This is a genomic window from Salmonella sp. HY31 (genome assembly GCF_042604575.1).
GTDB classification, from domain to species: domain Bacteria; phylum Pseudomonadota; class Gammaproteobacteria; order Enterobacterales; family Enterobacteriaceae; genus Salmonella; species Salmonella diarizonae.
In genome coordinates this window covers 147,707-168,983 of record NZ_CP170479.1, presented here as the reverse complement: position 1 = coordinate 168,983, position 21,277 = coordinate 147,707, and the positions used below count along the sequence as shown (strand labels likewise).

The 21,277-nt window shown below is 54.8% G+C and carries 16 protein-coding genes and 2 pseudogenes; 11 read left to right on the top strand and 7 right to left on the bottom strand.

Annotated elements, in window-relative coordinates:
- Positions 1 to 9: 9 nt before the first annotated feature.
- On the bottom strand, positions 10 to 834 hold the full coding sequence (locus tag ACE15A_RS00780; protein WP_053509361.1) for a protein bax: 825 nt from the start codon (positions 832 to 834) through the stop codon (positions 10 to 12).
- Between the two features lie 315 nt (positions 835 to 1,149).
- On the opposite strand from ACE15A_RS00780, the gene ACE15A_RS00775 reads away from it, so the two are divergent.
- A complete protein-coding gene (locus ACE15A_RS00775; RefSeq protein WP_053509359.1) occupies positions 1,150 to 3,177 on the top strand; it encodes an alpha-amylase in 2,028 nt (675 codons plus the stop codon).
- Positions 3,178 to 3,350: 173 nt separating this feature from the next.
- On the top strand, positions 3,351 to 4,601 hold the full coding sequence (gene avtA / locus ACE15A_RS00770; protein ID WP_053509357.1) for a valine--pyruvate transaminase: 1,251 nt from the start codon (positions 3,351 to 3,353) through the stop codon (positions 4,599 to 4,601).
- A 36-nt stretch (positions 4,602 to 4,637) separates the two neighbouring features.
- Here avtA and ACE15A_RS00765 read toward each other — a convergent pair whose 3' ends face one another.
- Both ACE15A_RS00765 and yiaJ read right to left on the bottom strand, forming a co-directional pair.
- On the bottom strand, positions 4,638 to 5,111 hold the full coding sequence (locus ACE15A_RS00765) for a 4Fe-4S dicluster domain-containing protein (protein WP_001078816.1): 474 nt from the start codon (positions 5,109 to 5,111) through the stop codon (positions 4,638 to 4,640).
- Between the two features lie 116 nt (positions 5,112 to 5,227).
- On the bottom strand, positions 5,228 to 6,043 hold the full coding sequence (gene yiaJ, locus ACE15A_RS00760) for an IclR family transcriptional regulator YiaJ (RefSeq protein ID WP_023247336.1): 816 nt from the start codon (positions 6,041 to 6,043) through the stop codon (positions 5,228 to 5,230).
- Between the two features lie 219 nt (positions 6,044 to 6,262).
- Here yiaJ and yiaK point away from each other — a divergent pair, with 219 nt between their 5' ends.
- The 8 genes and pseudogenes from yiaK (at position 6,263) to araD (ending at position 13,931) form a co-directional block, all read left to right on the top strand.
- Positions 6,263 to 7,261, top strand: coding sequence for a 3-dehydro-L-gulonate 2-dehydrogenase (gene yiaK, locus ACE15A_RS00755; protein ID WP_053509355.1), 999 nt, complete (start codon positions 6,263 to 6,265; stop codon positions 7,259 to 7,261).
- Between the two features lie 11 nt (positions 7,262 to 7,272).
- A complete protein-coding gene (locus ACE15A_RS00750; protein WP_053509353.1) occupies positions 7,273 to 7,737 on the top strand; it encodes a YhcH/YjgK/YiaL family protein in 465 nt (154 codons plus the stop codon).
- A gap of 23 nt (positions 7,738 to 7,760) precedes the next feature.
- A pseudogene (locus tag ACE15A_RS00745) lies at positions 7,761 to 8,689 on the top strand (DUF4862 family protein).
- Between the two features lie 134 nt (positions 8,690 to 8,823).
- On the top strand, positions 8,824 to 10,143 hold the full coding sequence (locus ACE15A_RS00740) for an MFS transporter (protein ID WP_053509352.1): 1,320 nt from the start codon (positions 8,824 to 8,826) through the stop codon (positions 10,141 to 10,143).
- Between the two features lie 81 nt (positions 10,144 to 10,224).
- Positions 10,225 to 11,727, top strand: a complete 1,503-nt coding sequence (locus ACE15A_RS00735; RefSeq protein WP_053509350.1) for an FGGY-family carbohydrate kinase — start codon at positions 10,225 to 10,227, stop codon at positions 11,725 to 11,727.
- Complete coding sequence (ulaD, locus tag ACE15A_RS00730) at positions 11,724 to 12,389, top strand: 3-keto-L-gulonate-6-phosphate decarboxylase UlaD (RefSeq protein WP_053509348.1); 666 nt, start codon at positions 11,724 to 11,726, stop codon at positions 12,387 to 12,389. The genes ACE15A_RS00735 and ulaD overlap by 4 nt, the downstream gene beginning before the upstream one ends.
- Positions 12,382 to 13,242, top strand: coding sequence for an L-ribulose-5-phosphate 3-epimerase (locus ACE15A_RS00725; protein ID WP_023247329.1), 861 nt, complete (start codon positions 12,382 to 12,384; stop codon positions 13,240 to 13,242). Before ulaD ends, ACE15A_RS00725 begins: the two co-directional genes overlap by 8 nt.
- The gene (araD, locus tag ACE15A_RS00720; protein ID WP_053509346.1) at positions 13,236 to 13,931 is read left to right on the top strand and encodes an L-ribulose-5-phosphate 4-epimerase; all 696 of its coding nucleotides are present in this window, start codon (positions 13,236 to 13,238) and stop codon (positions 13,929 to 13,931) included. Before ACE15A_RS00725 ends, araD begins: the two co-directional genes overlap by 7 nt.
- 76 nt (positions 13,932 to 14,007) lie before the next feature.
- On the opposite strand, the gene aldB is transcribed toward araD, so the two are convergent.
- On the bottom strand, positions 14,008 to 15,546 hold the full coding sequence (aldB, locus tag ACE15A_RS00715) for an aldehyde dehydrogenase AldB (RefSeq protein ID WP_023247327.1): 1,539 nt from the start codon (positions 15,544 to 15,546) through the stop codon (positions 14,008 to 14,010).
- Positions 15,547 to 15,714: 168 nt separating this feature from the next.
- Between aldB and ACE15A_RS00710 the strand changes: the two genes are divergently transcribed.
- The gene (locus tag ACE15A_RS00710) at positions 15,715 to 16,596 is read left to right on the top strand and encodes an ROK family protein (protein WP_023247326.1); all 882 of its coding nucleotides are present in this window, start codon (positions 15,715 to 15,717) and stop codon (positions 16,594 to 16,596) included.
- Positions 16,597 to 16,667: 71 nt separating this feature from the next.
- Here ACE15A_RS00710 and yiaY read toward each other — a convergent pair.
- The 3 genes and pseudogenes from yiaY to selA form a co-directional block, all read right to left on the bottom strand.
- Positions 16,668 to 17,819: pseudogene (gene yiaY, locus ACE15A_RS00705) on the bottom strand (L-threonine dehydrogenase).
- Positions 17,820 to 18,005: 186 nt separating this feature from the next.
- Entirely contained in the window at positions 18,006 to 19,856 is a 1,851-nt protein-coding gene (gene selB, locus ACE15A_RS00700; protein ID WP_053509344.1) for a selenocysteine-specific translation elongation factor, read from the bottom strand.
- On the bottom strand, positions 19,853 to 21,244 hold the full coding sequence (gene selA / locus ACE15A_RS00695) for an L-seryl-tRNA(Sec) selenium transferase (protein WP_053509342.1): 1,392 nt from the start codon (positions 21,242 to 21,244) through the stop codon (positions 19,853 to 19,855). Before selA ends, selB begins: the two co-directional genes overlap by 4 nt.
- Between the last annotated feature and the right edge of the window lie 33 nt (positions 21,245 to 21,277).

The window sequence follows — 21,277 nt, the reverse complement described above, 5'->3', positions numbered from 1 at the left end:
CACACAGAATTACATATGCGCGGCGATCAGGCGCTGGTTGTCCTGGTACATCGCGAACAAGTAGTTGTTATAGCGCGACCCCTGGGTAGAGTAGCCCTTCAGCTTATGAATCATCGCCGTGGCGGTGACTTCCTGATCCGCTTTACGCAGTTGGGCGCGCGACTTGCGGAAAGAAGAATAAGCCGGATGCGTGTTCAGGTTGGTGACATACGCGCTCACCGACTCCTTAACCGACGCGAATTGCGAATAACCTTTCACCTTACCCGGCGCATTGGTACAACGCCCTTTCGTACACTTCATGCCGAACAGGTTATTGTTGCTACGCGCCAGTTTAGAGGTTCCCCAGCCGCTTTCCGCCGCCGCCATCGTCGCCACCATGCTGGTTGGAATAATGTCGACGCGCTCCAGCAACGTATTCCACGGGATACGACGCGTGTTGCCGGACCAGCTCACTTTATAGCGCTTCGCGATATCTTTCATACGCGCGCGTTCAGACGGCGACCAGCGGTTCTGGTACTGTTTTGAGATCAGCCAGTTACGGTCCGCGGTAATCGCAGCATTTTGGCTGGTGATGTAAGGCATAACGGTCCGGAGAAACGCTTTTTTTCTGGGGGTTCCGGAAGGGTATTTTCGCAAATCAGGAAGTGAACTGCTCTTTGCACTATTGCGAGAATACTCTTGTTTACTGCTAACCTGTTTATAACTTGTCTCGGTTATGTGGGACTTTTGACTCGTTTGTGTTGCGTGCGTCTTTGCCAGCACCTCACCCGAAAATGCGATGGTGAGTAACATAAGAATCATTGCCCCATATCGTCGCATGGGAGTCAATATCATTAGGTCTCCTGGTCGGATTGATACATTCCAACACCTTTTATTTTTCACGAAGTTAAGGTACGAACCCCAAATTCTAGCAAAAATAGACTTAAAAAGCACCTCAGGGAATAGTCTTAATCCGAAACTATGTCACGCCTTAACGATAACAGACAGCAATAATGCCAGTAAAATGTGGTGCTTATCGCAAATAGACGCGTTTTTTTGCGCCTCGTCGCTCACCCTCGCGCCTCCTCCTGCGCGACTCTCTGTTTGGGAGGAGTTTATTCGCCTAAAAACCAGGCAAACTGATGAATATTGCCCATAAAGGATAGCGTGATGAAACTTGCCGCCTTCGCTCTGACGCTGATACCCGGTATCGCGATCGCCTCCTCATGGAGCTCGCCAGGCTTTCCGACGTTCTCGGCGCAGGAAACCGGACGCTTTACCAGCCATGCTGCGTTAACAAAAGGTACGCGTGCGTTAACGCTCCATATTGATCAGCAGTGCTGGCAGCCCGTCGGCGCCATAAAACTCAACCAGATGTTGTCGTTAAAACCCTGCGAAGGCGCGCCGCCGCAATGGCGTCTGTTTAAAGATGGCGACTATACACTAACGGTAGATACCCGCTCCGGTACGCCGACCCTGTTGTTATCGATAAAAACTGAACCTGAACGCACAGCGCAGCTCGCCTACCAGTGTCCCGTCTGGGATGATTCGCCGCTCACGCTGGATGTTAGCCAAACCTTTCCAGAAGGAACGGTAGTGCGCGATTATTACAGTGGTCAAACCGATACCGTCCAAAACGGGCAAATCACGCTGCAACCTGCCGACAGCCACGGGCTTTTATTGCTGGAACGCGCGGAAACCCATGCGTCAGCGCCTTTTAACTGGCGCAACGCCACCGTTTATTTTGTGCTTACGGATCGCTTTCGCAATGGCGATCCAACCAATGACCACAGCTATGGTCGCCATAAGGATGGTATGCAAGAGATTGGCACTTTCCACGGCGGCGATTTACGCGGGTTGACGAGTCAACTGGACTATCTACAGCAATTAGGCGTGAACGCCTTGTGGATAAGCTCTCCGTTTGAACAGATCCACGGCTGGGTCGGCGGCGGAACAAAAGGCGATTTTCCTCATTACGCCTATCACGGCTATTACACTCAGGACTGGACGACGCTGGATGCCAATATGGGCAGCGAAGCCGATCTCCGTGCGCTGGTCGACGGCGCGCACCAGCGCGGCATCCGTATTTTATTTGACGTAGTAATGAATCATGCCGGTTACGCCACGCTGGCGGATATGCAGGAGTATCAGTTCGGCGCGCTCTATTTATCCGGCGCGGAACGGCAAAAAATTTTCGGCGATCGTTGGACAAACTGGCGACCCGCCGCCGGACAAAGCTGGCACAGCTTTAACGACTACATCAACTTCAGCGACAGCGCCGCCTGGGAAAAATGGTGGGGGAAAAAGTGGATTCGTACCGATATTGGCGACTACGACAGTCCGGGATTTGACGATTTAACCCTGTCGCTGGCCTTCCTGCCGGATATAAAAACGGAATCTACCACGCCTTCCGGCGTACCCGCGTTCTATGCCAACAAACCCGATACTAAAGCAAAGTTCATTGAGGGCTATACGCCACGGGATTATCTGACTCACTGGTTAAGCCAGTGGGTGCATGATTACGGCATTGACGGGTTCCGGATCGATACCGCCAAACATGTTGAGCTTCCTGCCTGGCAACAGCTAAAAACCCAGACCAGCGCGGCGTTACGTGAATGGAAGCAGGCTAATCCGGACAAAGCACTGGATGATAGCCCGTTCTGGATGACTGGCGAAGCGTGGGGCCACGGCGTCATGAAAAGTGATTATTATCGCTATGGTTTCGACGCGATGATCAATTTTGATTATCAGGAGCAGGCGGCGAAAGCGGTCGATTGCCTGGCGGAAATGGGGCCAGTCTGGCAGCAAATGGCGGATAAAATGCAGGATTTCAACGTATTAAGTTACCTCTCCTCGCATGATACGCGCCTTTTCCGTGAGGGCGGTGATAAAGCGGCGGAACTGCTGCTGCTTTCGCCGGGCGCGGTGCAGATCTTTTACGGCGATGAATCCGCTCGTCCCTTCGGCCCCACCGGCTCCGACCCGCTGCAAGGCACCCGTTCAGATATGAACTGGCAGGACGTGAGCGGAAAGTCAGCCGCAGCCGTCGCGCACTGGCAGCGTATTAGCCAGTTCCGCGCCAGACACCCCGCCATCGGCGCAGGCCAACAAACCACGCTGACGCTAAAACACGGATACGGTTTTGTACGCCAGTACGGCGACGATACTGTGATGGTCGTCTGGGCGGGCCGCCGCTAATCGTGACGCTACCGGTCCCTTCGCGTACCGGTAGCTCCTTCAAAATAAAAAACTAACCTGGTAAAAATCTGTAGCATAAAACATCAAAACCACCGCCTCCCTCCCATTTGCGCCCCGCCATTTGTAGCGTTATGGTTATCCACTTTGACAGACAGTTCGATAGATCACCCGTTATGACATTTTCACTTTTCGGCGATAAATTTACCCGCCATTCAGGCATTACCCGCCTGATGGAGGATCTCAACGACGGTTTACGCACGCCAGGCGCCATCATGCTTGGCGGCGGTAACCCGGCGCACATCCCTGCAATGCAGGATTATTTCCAGACGCTACTGGCAGAGATGGTAGAAAGCGGCAAAGCCGCTGATGCGCTTTGTAATTATGACGGTCCCCAGGGAAAAACGGCGCTACTGACTGCACTGGCCGCACTGCTACGTGAAGCGCTGGGATGGGATATCGAACCACAGAATATTGCGCTGACAAATGGCAGTCAGAGCGCGTTTTTCTACTTGTTTAATCTCTTCGCTGGACGCCGCGCCGACGGCAGTACGAAAAAGGTACTATTCCCGCTTGCGCCGGAATACATCGGCTATGCGGATTCCGGTCTGGAAGACGATCTCTTCGTTTCGGCGCGCCCGAATATTGAACTGCTGCCGGAAGGCCAGTTTAAGTATCACGTCGATTTTGAGCATCTGCACATCGGCGAAGAAACGGGGATGATTTGCGTCTCGCGTCCGACCAACCCGACCGGTAACGTTATCACCGACGAAGAGCTGATGAAGCTGGACAGACTGGCGAATCAGCACAACATCCCACTGGTGATTGATAACGCTTACGGCGTACCGTTTCCGGGCATTATCTTTAGCGAGGCGCGCCCGCTGTGGAACCCAAATATTATCCTATGCATGAGCCTCTCGAAGCTGGGGCTGCCCGGCTCCCGCTGCGGGATTATCATCGCCAATGATAAGACGATTACCGCCATTGCCAACATGAACGGCATTATCAGCCTTGCGCCCGGCGGCATGGGTCCGGCGATGATGTGCGAAATGATTAAGCGTAACGATCTGCTACAGCTGTCGGAAACGGTTATCAAACCTTTCTACTATCAGCGCGTTCAACAGACGATCGCGATCATTCGTCGCTATTTATCCGAAGAACGCTGCCTGATTCATAAACCGGAAGGCGCAATATTTTTGTGGCTGTGGTTTAAAGATCTGCCGATTACCACCGAGCTGCTCTATCAGCGCTTGAAAGCGCGCGGCGTGCTGATGGTGCCGGGCCACTATTTCTTTCCCGGGCTGGATAAACCCTGGCCACACACACACCAGTGTATGCGGATGAACTACGTGCCTGAACCGGACAAAATCGAGGCGGGCGTAAAAATTCTGGCAGAAGAGATAGAACGCGCCTGGCGTGAAGGCTGACGGCTATTCCGGCCATCATGCAGGCCGGAACGACGTTCAGAAAGGTTGAGAATAGAGGCGCTGGCGCTGCACGTGTGTTGCGTCAACGCACTGTAAGGCCTGGGTCGGGCAGGCTTCCACGCACGCCGGTCCCGCTTCCCGATGCCAGCAAAGATCGCATTTAATCGCCTGTGCGCCTGACGCGGACGCCACCACGGTCATCGCGCCAAACGGGCAAGCCAGCATACAGCTTTTACAACCAATGCAACGCGATGGCGTCACGAAGATATGTCCCCGATCGCGGCGAATTGCCTGTACCGGACAGACATTCGCGCACGGCGCGTCCTCACACTGATGGCAGACCGTGGCCGTGGTGAAGCTATCCTCTTTTATCACCCGGATACGCGGCACAAAGTCCGCCGTCGTCACCGCCGCGCTATTCTGCTGTTCCTGATGAGACACCACGCAGGCGACCTCGCAGGTACGACACCCGATACACGCCGACGCATCCGCCATAATAAACCGGTTCATTGTTCTCCCCCTGCGTTAAAACGTCAGAATGCCAGAGGGCAATTCCCCGCCGCTTTGATCCCACTACGCAAACGGACAAATTTTGTCAGATGCCTGATAAAACCTGGCGAGCTGTCTTATTCGCGAACGGTAAATCCCAGCTCATTAGAGATAGCCTGTGCGGTTTCACGCAACGGTTTGAGCAGATTTTTCTCGCCGATCTGTTTTAGCCGTGACGTCGATAGCGAAATAGAAATGGCGTAAGGCACTCGATGGTGAATATCAAACACTGGCACGGCAATACAGGAGACGCCCAGTTCATTTTCTTCGCGGTCCATCGCCATGCTGGTTTCACGAATTTGCGCCAGCTCATCGTACATCGCTGGTAAACCGGTAATGGTGTTGCGAGTCAGCGGCTGGATCTGATCTTTATGGCTTTCCCAGTAAGACGCCACATAATCCGGCTGACCAAACGCCATATAAATTTTCCCCATCGCCGAGCAGTAGAGCGGCATATGCTGGCCAATATAGGCGCGGGTACGCAGCATACCGGTGGTCGGCTCCAGTTTATAAATCAAAATCGCATGATCGTCTTCACGGCTGGAAAAGTTAATGGTCTCGCCGGTCGCGATATTTAGCGCTTCCAGATGCGGCGCGGCAACATGGATGATGTTCAGAGATGACAGAGCCTTCTGCCCGACAGCGATAAATTTGGTGGTCAAACGGTAGCTTCCGGCGGCGGGCGCAGGCGTGACGTATCCGCATGACTGTAGCCCCTGCAATAACCGATGGACGGTGCTTTTGTTTAGTCCCGCCAGTTCCGAGAGATGCGCCAGTGGACACCCGTTCGGGTAGTTACTGAGGATCTCAATCAGCATTAATCCTCGAAACAGGCTTTGACTTCCGGCTGGTCTCTCTTTGTCGTGCGTCATTTCGCTTTCTTTTTTGGTCATTGCTCCCGCTCCCCCTTGCTGTCGGGATCTGATGGTAACGCAAAGTGTGTTTCAGTTCACGATCTGCACTGAAAAAATACAACTTATTGATTTTAAAAAATTTAAAAAATAGCTCTGCCCGTTGATCTGGGAATTTTTGATCGATATATTTGAAATTACATTTCGCATAGTGAAATTTAACGATAAAAAAGCGATCACAGATTATCGGGAGATACAGGAATGAAAGTGACTTTTGAGCAGTTGAAAGCGGCGTTTAACCGGGTACTGCTTTCACGCGGCGTGGCGGCTGATACTGCTGACGCCTGCGCGGAAATGTTCGCTCGCACCACCGAGTCCGGCGTTTATTCACACGGCGTGAACCGCTTTCCCCGCTTCATTCAGCAACTGGACAATGGCGACATCATTCCTGAGGCAAAGCCGCAGCGCGTGACCAGCCTGGGGGCGATTGAGCAGTGGGATGCACAGCGCGCTATTGGCAACCTGACGGCGAAAAAGATGATGGATCGGGCCATTGAACTGGCCTCCGACCACGGCATCGGTCTGGTAGCGCTACGCAATGCCAACCACTGGATGCGCGGCGGCAGCTACGGCTGGCAGGCGGCGGAAAAAGGCTACATCGGCATCTGCTGGACCAACTCGATTGCCGTCATGCCGCCGTGGGGCGCGAAAGAGTGTCGTATCGGTACTAACCCGCTGATCGTCGCGATCCCTTCCACGCCGATCACGATGGTGGATATGTCAATGTCCATGTTCTCCTACGGGATGTTAGAAGTTAACCGTCTGGCGGGCCGCGAACTGCCGGTGGACGGCGGTTTCGACGATAACGGTCAGTTGACCAAAGCACCGGGCGTGATCGAGAAAAATCGCCGCATCCTGCCGATGGGTTACTGGAAAGGTTCTGGTCTGTCAATCGTGCTGGATATGATTGCCACGCTACTTTCCAACGGCTCTTCCGTTGCCGAAGTGACGCAGGAAAACAGCGACGAATACGGCGTATCGCAGATTTTCATCGCCATTGAAGTCGATAAGCTGATCGATGGCGCTACGCGTGACGCCAAACTGCAACGAATCATGGATTTTATTACTACCGCCGAACGCGCCGACGACAACGTCGCGATTCGGCTGCCCGGCCACGAATTTACCAAACTGCTCGATGAAAACCGCCGTCACGGTATCACCGTTGATGACAGCGTCTGGGCCAAAATTCAGGCGCTGTAAGGAGCCACATCATGATCTTTGGACATATCGCGCAACCTAATCCGTGCCGGCTGCCGTCGGCCATAGAGCAGGCGCTCGATTTCCTGCGCAATACGGACTTTCGCACGCTGGTGCCGGGCGTGGTGGAGATCGACGGTAAAAACATTTTTGCGCAGATTATCGATTTAACCACACGCGACGCCGCCGAAAACCGACCGGAAGTACATCGCCGCTATCTGGATATTCAGTTTCTGGCCTGGGGTGAAGAGAAAATCGGGGTTGCCATTGATACCGGTAATAATCAAATCAGCGAATCATTATTAGAACAGCGCGATATTATTTTTTATCACAACAGTGAACATGAATCATTCATTGAAATGATACCGGGAAGTTATGCCCTGTTTTTCCCGCAGGATGTTCATCGTCCTGGCTGTAATAAAAGCATTGCGACACCGATACGGAAAATAGTCGTAAAAGTCGCCATAGACGTTTTATAAAATAGAGTTTACTGGAGCACAAAATGAAAAATAATACCGGTTATATTATCGGTGCGTATCCTTGTGCACCCTCATTTCACCAGAAGAGTGAAGAGGAAGAGACGGAATTCTGGCGACAACTCTCCGATACGCCGCATATTCGCGGACTGGAGCAACCTTGCCTTGAACATCTTCACCCGCTCGGCGACGAGTGGTTATTGCGCCATACACCGGGAAACTGGCGCCTTGTCGTGACGGCAATCATGGAAACCATGCGCCGCCGCGGCGAAAACGGTGGTTTTGGGTTAGCGTCCAGTGACGAGGAACAGCGTAAAGCTTGCGTGGAATACTACCGTCATCTTTATCAGAAGATAACTAAACTCAATGCGAAAATCCCCGGCAAAGTCATGGCGCTGGAGCTTCATGCCGCACCGATGGCGAATAACCCAAACGTCGCCCAGGCTACCGAGGCTTTTGCCCGCTCGCTCAAAGAAATTGCTCACTGGGACTGGTCCTGCGCGCTGGTGCTGGAACATTGTGATGCAATGACCGGCCCCGCGCCGCGCAAGGGCTTTTACCTTTAGAGAACGTGCTGGAGACCCTTGTCGACTACGACATCAGCGTGTGCATTAACTGGGCGCGTTCAGCCATTGAAGGGCGGGATATCACCCTGCCGCTAGCCCACACGCAACAGGTCAAACAGGCCGGAAAACTCGGCGCGCTGATGTTTTCCGGCACAACGCTGGATGGAGAGTACGGTGAATGGCAAGACTTACACGCGCCGTTCGCCCCTTTCTGCCCGCAAAGTCTGATGACCACGGAACATACGCATGAATTATTGGCCTGCGCGGAAGAGACGCCCTTACATTTTGCGGGCATTAAATTACTGGAAATTAATGCCAGTGCCGATGTCAGCCACCGCGTAGCGATATTACGCGACGGCATCACGGCATTAAATAAAACAAAACAATAAGACGTTGCCAGATGGCGGCGTAAACGCCTTATCCAGCCTACAGCTAACGCTGTAGCTCGGATAAGCGCAGCGCCATCTGGCATTAATAATAAAACTTTTCATCGCCAAAATACTTACTCTACGAGAATATAAAGATGAACATGACCTCTCGCTCTACACAAACAGATATACCGCGTCAGCGCTGGCTACGAATTATTCCACCGATCCTGATCGCCTGTATTATTTCTTATATGGACCGCGTCAATATCGCCTTTGCAATGCCGGGCGGAATGGATGCCGAACTGGGTATTTCCGCCACCATGGCGGGGCTGGCAGGCGGTATTTTCTTTATCGGTTATCTGTTTTTACAGGTTCCCGGCGGCAAAATTGCCGTCCACGGTAGCGGTAAGAAATTTATCGGCTGGTCGCTGGTCGCATGGGCGATAATTTCCGTCCTGACGGGCATAATTACTAACCAGTACCAACTGCTTATCCTGCGCTTTTTACTGGGCGTGGCGGAAGGCGGTATGTTGCCCGTCGTACTGACGATGATCAGCAACTGGTTCCCTGATGCCGAACGTGGCCGCGCCAACGCGATTGTGATTATGTTTGTCCCCATTGCCGGCATTGTTACCGCGCCGCTCTCCGGCTGGATCATTACCGTACTCGACTGGCGCTGGCTATTTATTATCGAAGGTCTGCTCTCCGTCGTGGTTCTGGTGCTATGGTCCTACACCGTTTATGACCGTCCGCAGGAAGCGCGCTGGATCTCGGCCGCCGAAAAAAATTACCTGGTTGAGACGCTGGCCGCCGAGCAAAAAGCGATTGCCGGCACCGAAGTTAAAAACGCCTCTCTCGGCGCGGTGCTTTCCGACAAAACGATGTGGCAGCTTATCGCGCTGAACTTCTTCTATCAGACCGGCATTTACGGTTATACCCTGTGGTTGCCGACCATTCTGAAAGAGTTGACTCACAGCAGCATGGGCCAGGTCGGAATGCTCGCCATTCTGCCTTACGTCGGCGCGATTGCCGGGATGTTCCTGTTCTCCTCCCTCTCTGACCGTACCGGTAAACGCAAACTGTTCGTCTGCCTGCCGCTGATTGGCTTCGCCCTGTGCATGTTCCTGTCGGTAGCCTTGAAAAGCCACATCTGGCTGGCGTATGCGGCGCTGGTTGGCTGCGGATTCTTCCTGCAATCGGCGGCGGGCGTGTTCTGGACTATCCCGGCGCGTCTGTTCAGCGCGGAAATGGCAGGCGGCGCGCGCGGGGTGATCAACGCGCTCGGCAACCTCGGCGGCTTCTGCGGTCCTTACGCGGTAGGTGTCTTAATCACCCTCTACAACAAAGACGCTGGCGTCTATTGCCTGGCGATCGCCCTCGCCTTAGCTGCACTGATGGCCCTGCTGCTACCCGCGAAATGCGATGCGGGCACAACGCCAGCAAAAACGATGACCCCACGCAAACACGCGGCCTGAAAAATGGCCGGAGCGCTACGCTTGCAGGCCTACAGTAGGCCGGGTAAGCGTAGCGCCATCCGGCAAAATGAGAGATGAAAGATGAGCAGGAAAGAGACCTTCTGGCTGGGTATTGATTGCGGCGGTACGTATCTGAAAGCGGGTTTATATGACGCCGAAGGTCATGAGCACGGCATTCATCGGCAATCGCTACAAACGTTATCGCCGTTTCCCGGTTATGCCGAACGCGATATGCATCAGCTCTGGCAACAGTGCGTCGCTACCATTGCCGGACTGTTGAAACAGACGGGCGTATCCGGCGGGCAAATTAAAGGTATTGGCATCTCTGCTCAGGGTAAGGGGCTGTTTCTTCTTGATAAACAGAACAGGCCGCTGGGCAATGCGATACTCTCCTCCGACCGCCGGGCGCTGAACATCGTTGAACGCTGGCAGCAAGATGGCATTCCGCAAAAACTCTATCCCGTAACCCGCCAGACATTGTGGACCGGGCATCCGGCCTCTCTGTTGCGCTGGATAAAAGAGCATGAACCTCAACGCTATGCGCACATCGGCTGCGTGATGATGGCCCATGACTATCTGCGCTGGCGTTTAACCGACGTGAAGGGCTGCGAAGAGAGCAACATTTCCGAATCCAATCTCTACAACATGACGACAGGCCGGTACGACTCGCGTCTGACCCAATGGTTGGGTATCAGTGAGATCGACCATGCCCTGCCCCCCGTGGTAGGGTCTGCCGAAACCGGCGGAAAGATCAGCGAGGAAGCTGCCGCTATCACTGGCCTGGCCGCAGGAACACCTGTGGTCGGCGGTCTGTTTGATGTGGTATCCACCGCGCTTTGCGCCGGTATTGATGATGAATTTACCCTCAACGCCGTCATGGGCACCTGGGCGGTCACCAGCGGGATCGCTCGCGGTCTGCGCGAGCATGAGGCCCATCCCTACGTTTACGGTCGCTATGTGAATGACGGGCAATACATCGTTCATGAAGCCAGTCCAACGTCTTCCGGCAATCTCGAATGGTTTACCGCCCAGTGGGGCGACCTCTCTTTTGATGAGATAAACCGGGCGATCGCCAGTCTGCCGAAAGCGGGGAGCGACCTCTTTTTTCTGCCCTTTCTCTACGGCAGTAATGCCGGGCTGGAAATGACCAGCGGTTTTTACGGTATGCAGGCGCTACATACCCGCGCTCATTTGTTACAGGCGCTGTATGAAGGCGTGGTTTTCAGCCATATGACCCATCTCAACCGTATGCGTGAACGCTTTACCGAAGTCCGCACTCTGCGCGTCACCGGCGGCCCGGCCCACTCCGACGTCTGGATGCAGATGCTGGCGGACGTCAGCGGTCTGCGTATTGAACTACCGCAGGTGGAAGAAACTGGCTGCTTTGGCGCGGCGCTTGCCGCCCGCGTCGGTACCGGCGTATATCGCAGCTTTAGCGAAGCCCAACGCGCCCTGGAGCACCCGATACGCACGTTACTGCCCGACATGACCGCCCACGCACGCTACCAGCGTAAATATCACCATTACCAACATTTGATTGAAGCACTACAGGGCTATCACGCCCGTATTAAGGAGCACGCATGAGGAGCCGCCCATTACTGCAACTGGCGCTTGACCATACCAATCTTCAGACAGCGCAGCGCGATGTTGCCCTATTACGAGACCACGTCGATATCGTTGAGGCTGGCACCATTCTCTGTTTAACCGAAGGAATTAGCGCGGTGAAGGCCCTGCGCGACCAGTGCCCGGATAAAATCATCGTCGCTGACTGGAAAGTAGCCGATGCGGGTGAAACTCTGGCGCAGCAGGCCTTTGGAGCAGGCGCCGACTGGATGACCATCATCTGCGCCGCGCCGCTCGCCACCGTCGAAAAGGGCCACGCCGTGGCGCAATCCTGCGGCGGTGAAATTCAGATAGAACTGTTCGGCAACTGGACGCTGGATGATGCCCGTAACTGGTATCGCATCGGCGTACGTCAGGCGATTTACCATCGCGGGCGCGACGCGCAGGCCAGCGGGCAGCAGTGGGGCGAGGCGGATCTGGCGCGCATGAAAGCGCTGTCGGATATCGGTCTGGAACTGTCGATTACCGGCGGTATTACGCCTGCCGATCTGCCGTTATTCAAAGACATCCGCGTGAAAGCGTTTATCGCCGGGCGCGCGTTGGCGGGTGCGTCCCATTCGGCGCAGGTCGCCGCCGAATTCCACGCGCAAATTAACGCCATCTGGGGGAAACCACATGCGTAACCATCCGTTAGGGATCTATGAGAAAGCGCTGGCGAAAGATCTCAGTTGGCCGGAACGACTGGTGCTGGCGAAAAGCTGTGGTTTTGATTTTGTCGAGATGTCGGTGGATGAGACTGACGAACGCCTGTCGCGTCTGGACTGGAGCGCAACGCAGCGCGCCTCGCTGGTGACCGCGATGCTGGAAACCGGCGTCGCCATCCCGTCGATGTGCCTGTCCGCCCACCGTCGCTTCCCGTTTGGCAGCCGCGATGAAACGATACGCGAGCGGGCGCGGGAGATCATGACCAAAGCCATTCGTCTGGCGCGCGATCTCGGTATCCGCACCATTCAACTGGCGGGTTATGACGTCTATTACGAAGAGCATGACGAAGGCACCCAGCAGCGCTTTGCCGAAGGGCTGGCGTGGGCGGTGGAACAGGCCGCCGCCGCGCAGGTCATGCTGGCAGTGGAGATCATGGATACCGCCTTTATGAATTCCATCAGCAAGTGGAAAAAGTGGGACGAGATGCTCGCCTCGCCGTGGTTCACCGTCTACCCGGACGTCGGCAATCTCAGCGCCTGGGGAAACGACGTGACCGCCGAGCTGAAGCTGGGCATCGATCGTATCGCCGCTATTCATTTGAAAGACACACAGCCGGTCACTGCGCAAAGCCCCGGACAGTTTCGCGACGTGCCGTTTGGCGAAGGGTGTGTGGATTTTGTCGGCATTTTCAAAACACTGCATGAGCTGAACTATCGCGGCGCATTTCTGATTGAAATGTGGACAGAGAAAGCAAAAGAGCCGGTGCTGGAGATTATCCAGGCGCGACGCTGGATAGAAGCGCGTATGCAGGAAGGAGGATTCACATGTTAGAACAACTCAAGGCGGAGGTGCTGGCGGCAAATCTGGCGCTTCCGACACATCATCTGGTGACGTTTACCTGGGGCAACGTCAGTGCGATAGACGAAACGCGCAAGCTTATGGTGATCAAACCTTCCGGCGTCGAATACGACGTGATGACCGCCGACGATATGGTGGTCGTGGAAATCGCCAGTGGTAAAGTCATAGAAGGCAGCAAAAAACCGTCGTCCGATACGCCGACGCATCTGGCGCTCTATCGCCGCTTCCCGCAAATCGGCGGGATCGTACATACCCATTCTCGCCACGCGACAATTTGGGCGCAGGCCGGTCTGGATCTGCCTGCCTGGGGCACCACACATGCCGACTATTTTTACGGCGCTATTCCCTGCACTCGTCCGATGACGCAGGACGAAATCAATGGCGAATACGAGTATCAGACCGGGGAAGTGATTATTAAAACCTTTGAAGAGCGCGGCCTGGACCCGGCACAAATCCCGGCGGTATTCGTGCATTCCCACGGCCCATTTTGCTGGGGTAAAGACGCGGCTGAGGCGGTACATAACGCCGTGGTGCTTGAGGAGTGCGCTTACATGGGGCTATTCTCGCGCCAGTTAGCCCCGCAGCTTCCTGATATGCAACCGGAATTGCTCGATAAACATTATCTGCGCAAACACGGCGCGACTGCCTATTACGGGCAGTAATACTACCGCTCTCCCGTCTTATCCGGCCTACGGAACTACGCCAAAGGTAGGCAGCATGTAGCTGCCTACCCATTAGTTAAAACAGTCCCAACGGCTTATCGGAATAGCTTACTAACAGACATTTGGTCTGCTGATAATGCTCAAGCATCATTTTGTGAGTCTCACGGCCAATGCCGGACTGTTTATATCCGCCGAACGCCGCATGCGCCGGATAGGCGTGATAGCAGTTCGTCCATACGCGCCCGGCCTGAATCCCGCGCCCCATTTTATACGCCAGCGAACCATTACGGCTCCAGACGCCTGCGCCGAGACCATACTGCGTATCGTTGGCGATTTCCAGCGCCTCCTCCATGGTTTTAAAGGTGGTTACCGCCAGCACCGGGCCAAAGATCTCCTCCTGAAAGACGCGCATATTATTCTTACCAAACAGAATAGTAGGCTCAAGGTAATAGCCTTCTTTAAGTTCGCCATCCAGCGCTTTGCGCCGTCCGCCGGTCAAAATATCAGCCCCCTCTTTTTTACCGATATCGATATAATTGAGGATAGTCTCAAGCTGGCCGTGAGAAACCTGCGCCCCCATTTGCGTATCGCTATCTAGCGGGTTCCCGCTGCGGATGCTCTCCACCCGGCGAATAGCGCGCTCCATAAAGCGCTCATAGATGGATTCCTGGACCAGCGCACGGCTCGGACAGGTACACACCTCGCCCTGGTTAAAGGCAAACAGGGCAAATCCCTCCAGCGCTTTATCAAAGAACGCATCTTCCTCATCCATCACATCAGCAAAGAAGATATTTGGCGATTTACCTCCTAACTCCAGCGTCACCGGAATAATATTCTGCGTGGCGTACTGCATGATCTGTTGACCCACTTCCGTCGAGCCGGTAAACGCCACCTTCGCGATACGTTTCGAGGTCGCCAGATATTCGCCAATCTCGCCGCCCGCGCCGTTCACTACGTTGACGACGCCCGGCGGTAACAGATCGCCAATGACTTCCATTAATAGCAGAACGGAAAGCGGCGTCAGGCGTGCCGGTTTAAGCACCACGCAGTTACCCGCCGCCAACGCTGGTGCCATTTTCCAGCTTGCCATCAACAACGGAAAGTTCCATGGGATTATCTGCCCCACGACACCAAGCGGTTCGTGAAAATGGTAGGCCACGGTTTCGCTATCAATTTCGCTGATCCCACCCTCCTGCGCACGTATACAAGAGGCGAAATAGCGGAAATGATCGATCGCCAGCGGTACGTCGGCGGCGCTGGTTTCACGAATCGGTTTACCGTTATCCCAGGTTTCCGCTGTCGCCAACAGTTCGAGGTTTTGTTCCATCCGATCGGCGATCTTAAACAAGATAGCGGCACGGTCTTGTACTGACGTATGCGCCCACTTATCTTTCGCCTTATGCGCGGCGTCGAGCGCCAAATCGATATCTTTTTTACCGGAGGAAGCGACTTCACATAGCGGCTGGCCGGTCACTGGCGTCAGGTTCTGATAATATTCGCCGTCGGCGGGCGCAACCCAGTCACCGCCAATAAAATTGTCATAGCGGGCTTTTAACTTCAGTGGGTACCCGTATTCACCTGGCTGAATACGTGTTGAAGGGGGATTGTTCGTCATGACCAACTCCTTATTGTAAAGGTACTCCACAAGGGTAGACGGTACTGGTGAATTTTTCGCCAATGGTTTCCCGCTTTACGACAGCAATCACGAATTACTTTCCTTTACGTTTCTCCGTCTGGTTTTAGCCATACTAAACAGGTGCCTGTTTAACGTACGGAGAACACTATGCAGCAATATATCGGTATTGATGTGGGAGGAACTCACGTCAAATATGGCGTGATTAACAGTGACGGCGAAGAATTAACCCATCATCAATTCGATACGCCAGAGGACGCCTCCACGTTTACCCGCAAATGGCAGGATGTGGTGGCGCGTTGCCAACAGGACTATGACATTGCGGCAATCGGGGTCAGTTTCCCTGGCCATATTAATCCCCATAACGGTCATGCGGCAAAAGCGGGCGCGCTGGCTTACCTGGATGACGTCAACCTGATGGAGTTGTTCAGCGGGCTGACCGATCTGCCGCTGGTCGTGGAGAACGACGCAAACTGCGCGGCACTGGGCGAAATGTGGCGAGGCGCCGGGCAACATTATGAAAATCTGGTCTGCATTACCATTGGAACCGGCATTGGCGGCGGTATTATCGTCGGACGGGAGTTGTATCGCGGTGCGCATTTCCACGCCGGTGAATTCGGCGTCATGCCGGTCGGGAACAATGGCGAAAGTATGCATAAAATCGCGTCAACCAGCGGATTAATGGCGTCGTGCCGCCAGGCTCTGGCGCTGCCCGCCGAAGAGATGCCGCCTGCGGATGTGATCTTTGAACGAATGGCGACCGATGTTCATCTGCGTGAGGCGGTCAATGACTGGGCGCGTTATCTGTCACGCGGCGTTTACAGCGTGATCTCTATGTTTGATCCGGGCGTGGTGCTGATCGGCGGAGGAATAAGCGAACAGGAAAAGCTCTACCCGCTCCTGACGCGGCATCTTGAAACGTTTGAAATGTGGGAGGCGCTCCAGGTGCCGATTCAGCCCTGCCAACTGGGAAATCAGGCGGGCAGGCTGGGCGCCGTCTGGCTGGCGCAGCAAAAGCTCGACCGAAGCTAAAGTGTTACGCCTTATCCGGCCTGCATCGTCTACGTAGGCCCGGTAAGTGTCCGCGCCACCGGGCAAAGGCGTTACATCGCCGCGTGATAAATTTCCACAATTTCGTCGTGCGTCGCCTGAATCGGGTTGGTCAGGCCACAGGCATCTTTAAGAGCATTGGTCGCCAGAACCGGGATATCCTCTTCCTTCACGTTTAGCTCGCGCAGTCCTGCCGGAATGTTGACTTTCTGTGATAGTTGGCGAATGGCCGCCACACACGCCTGCGCGCCTTCCGCCTCGCTCATACCTGATACATCGACGCCCATCGCCGCTGCGCAATCACGCAGGCGAGCCGCCGCTACCTGGCTGTTGAATACCTGCACATGCGGCAGCAGAACCGCGTTACATACGCCGTGCGGTAGGTTGTAGAAACCGCCAAGCTGGTGCGCCATAGCATGAACGTAGCCCAGCGACGCATTGTTAAACGCCATTCCCGCCAGGAACTGAGCATAAGCCATCGCTTCACGCGCCTGGGCATTGCTCCCCTCTTCAACCGCAACAATCAGATTTTCCGCAATCATCGTTACCGCTTTCAGCGCTCAGGCATCGGTAATAGGCGTTGCCGCAACGGAAACATAAGCTTCAATCGCGTGAGTTAACGCATCCATACCGGTTGCCGCCGTCAGGGATTTCGGCATACCAACCATTAAAGAGGAGTCGTTGACAGAGAGCAGCGGCGTAACGTGTTTATCGACGATAGCCATTTTAATATGTCGTTCTTCGTCGGTGATGATGCAAAAACGGGTCATTTCAGACGCGGTGCCGGCGGTCGTATTAATCGCAATCATCGGCAACTGCGGTTTCGCGGAGCGGTCAACGCCTTCATAGTCACGAATATCGCCGCCATTCGCCGCCACCAGCGCGATACCTTTCGCGCAATCGTGCGGGGAACCGCCGCCCAGCGAGATAACGCTGTCGCAGCCATTTTCTTTCAGAAGCTTCAACCCGGCTGCCACATTGCTGGTGGTAGGGTTAGGCTGCGTCCCATCATAAATCACGCTAAAAATATCACGTTCCTGTAGCGCTTTTTGAATATCGCCCGCCATCCCTAATTTTGCCAGCATGGCATCCGTGACAATTAATGTACGGCGAAAACCATATTCCGCCATCGTATTCATTGCGTCCTTTAATGAATCGGCACCAATTACATTCACGGAAGGAATAAAAAACGTTGAAGCTGCCATTATACTGTCCTTAATTACCTGAATAAGGCGTAAAGAATACGGGCAAAATTTTCCTGATAATAGGATCACGATAGCTATTCTAAGAAGTCAGAAAAATAAAAAGCACATTAGGTTCATTTCCTGATGTGCTTTTTATAAATCAACTCAATAATTGTATTGATTCATTTCTTATTTAATTTAAACATTTCATTCTTTTTGCGGAAATAATAACGCATCACGTAATAAATGGTCATTCCCACGACGCCGTGTAAATCCAATCCGGTCAAAATATTCAAGGATCTGAATAGCCAGTTTCCGCCCTACATTCAGCCTGTCGCGAAAATCCGCTGCGCAGGTGGATCCTCTTTCTTGATCCAGTTCGCGGATCATATTGGCGAAAGCGACAATCCGATCGTTGCGATAGTACCGATCTTTGACGATCGCGGTAATGATGCCTTGCTGCGCCGCCTGCCGCAGCGCCAGCCGCATCAATTGTTCCTCCGTCCCGGTCTCTTTCGCCAGATCGCGTACCCACCAGGGCTCATCGCCAAATAGCGGTTCGACTTTTTGCCAGACGGCCTGCTGCTCATCGCTAAATCCCGCTTTATGATCCGGCAAATGCAACCAACCGTGATGGCTGTCAATCAGATCATCGTCGCGCATCCGCTCGATCAGCATCAGCACCAGCGCTTCATCCTCCATTGGCAAGGCCATGCGACGTAAACGCTCGCGTCCCGGCCCCGGTTCATCGCGGTGCTGTTCGTGGTAAGTCGCCAGCGTATCGAGAATTTTACGCTGCCAGCGGGCGGCGACGGGCGCACTTAACAGATTGTCTCCGGCCTGGATAAAACCATGTTGCTCAATAAGCTGACGCATACCGAGAGAATTAAGCTGACGCGCCCAACCGAAATCCGGCAGGTTGACGGCGCCGCGTTCCAGATGAATGGCTAGCGCCGCGCTATCGTCCTGCGCGGCGGCAAGCGTTGAAAGCCACTGTAAGTAATCTGGCTTACGTTTACCGCGACGCGGCGCGTTAAGCGTCACCACGCGCGCGCCGGCAAGGGTGGCGCGCGCGGAAATATCACGCAGCACCAGTGTGTCATTATCGGCCAGCCATAGCGGCGTATCGAAAATCAGCTCTGCCAGCGCGCCTTCCAGCAAAGAGACGCGACCGGTCACATGGCTGGCGGCATGGTGAATATGTAGCGGTTGCCATTGGGAAAGCGGCGCATGAAGCGCCAAAGAAACAATCACCCGGGAAAAAGCCTCCCCCGCTGGCGCATCGGCAAGCAGCCAGTCACCGCGGTTAAGTTGCTCCTTCTCCGCATCGCCCGCAATATTGAGCGCAATACGTTGCCCGGCATGCGCATGGTCGGTGGGCTGATTTTGCGCGTGTAGGCTTCGTACGCGCATCGGCGTGTTAACGCCGGTCAACCATAGCGTATCGCCTACTTTTACCGCTCCGCTCAGCGCCGTTCCGGTCACCACCAGTCCCGCCCCTTTCACCGTAAACGCACGGTCGATAGCCAGGCGGAAGCGATGCTGCGCGGCGTGCAAACGTGCGGGAAGTTGCTGTAAATGGGCGCGAAGTTCTGCAATACCGCGCCCTTCATTGGCGGCGGTGACAAATAAAACGGCATCGGCGAAACCATAGTTGTCGAGCGTCGCCAGTACCGCTTCACGTACTTCACTGATACGCGCATCGTCCACGCGATCGGCTTTGGTCAGCGCGACGGTGAGCTGCGGATTGCCCGTCAGTTGCAGGATCTGTAAATGCTCGCGCGTTTGCGCCATGACGCCGTCATCACAGGCGACCACCAGCAAAGCGTGATCGATACCGCCTACACCCGCCAACATGTTGGAGAGAAATTTTTCATGTCCGGGCACGTCGATAAAGCCCAGCACACGACCATCCGGCTGCGGCCAATAGGCGTAGCCCAGATCGATAGTCATCCCGCGTTTTTTCTCTTCCGGCAAGCGATCGGCATTGACCCCGGTAATCGCCTGGAGCAACGTCGTTTTACCGTGGTCTACGTGCCCGGCAGTTGCAATAATCATTTCAGCATCATCTCCATAAACCGGCTTTCGTCTTCAAGACAGCGCATATCCAGCCATAAACGGCCATCATAAATTCGACCAATGACCGGTACAGGCAGCGTGCGCCAGTGGGCCGCCAGGGCCTCCAGTCGACTACCGCGCCCATCGTGCGGGGTAAAGGTTATGGCGGCGCTGGGGAGGCGGTCTACCGGTAATGAACCGCTGCCGATTTGCGATAGACAGGGCTTAACCTCCAGCGCAAATTCATCGCCGTAACGCGTCGCCAGCCGCGTCTGTAACCGCTGCGCTTGTTCGCGAATCGACGCCTCACTGCGGGTTAACAGACGCAGCGTGGGTAATTTTTCCGCCAACGCTTCCGGGTGCAGATACAGACGTAACGTCGCCTCCAGCGCCGCCAGCGTCATTTTATCCGCGCGCAGGGCGCGTTTCAGCGGATGGCTTTGCAGTTGGGCAATCATCGCTTTTTTGCCGACGATGATCCCGGCCTGCGGCCCGCCCAGCAACTTATCGCCGGAGAAGCTTACCAGGCTGGTGCCTGCGGCAACTAGCTGCTGCGGCATCGGCTCTTTGGGTAAGCCATATTGACTTAAATCCACCAGCGAACCACTGCCCAGATCCGCCACCACCGGAATATCCAGCTCTCGCCCGATTTCCGCCAGCTCTGCTTCCTCTACCGTTTTGGTAAAGCCCTCAATGCTGTAATTACTGGTATGTACCTTCATCAACAGCCCGGTATTTTCATTTACCGCCTGACGGTAATCTTTCGCGTGCGTCCGGTTGGTGGTACCCACTTCATGCAGCGTACAACCCGCCTGGCGCATGACATCCGGAATACGAAACGCGCCGCCGATTTCGACCAGTTCGCCACGCGAAACCACCACCTCTTTGCCGCTGGCGGTCGCCGCCAGCATCAGCAATACCGCCGCCGCATTGTTATTGACGATACAGGCGTCCTCCGCCCCGGTGATACGGCATAACAGCGTCGCCAGCGCCTGGTCGCGATGCCCCCGCCCGGCGCCATCCAAATCGTATTCCAGCGTCACCGGCGCGCGCATCGCCTGCGTTACCGCCTCAATCGCTTCTTGCGCCTGCAATGCGCGGCCAAGATTGGTGTGCAACACCGTCCCCGTCAGGTTAATCACCGGGCGCAGCGCGCTTTGCGCCGCATTTTCCAGCCGTCGTTTCGCCTCTTGCGCCCAGTCTGCGCACCAGTCGGGAAGCGTCTGCGTATTCCGTATGACGTCGCGCGCGTCGTCAAGCATCCGCCTAAGCAGATCAACCACCTGGGTATGGCCATACCGATCGCGCAGAGAAAGAAAAGCGCTATCGTGCAATAAGCGATCGATAGCAGGAAGCTGGCTGTAGAGTGTACGCGTTTCGCTTGTCATGAAAATGCCTGGCTGTTGGTGGCCCTCTCCTGG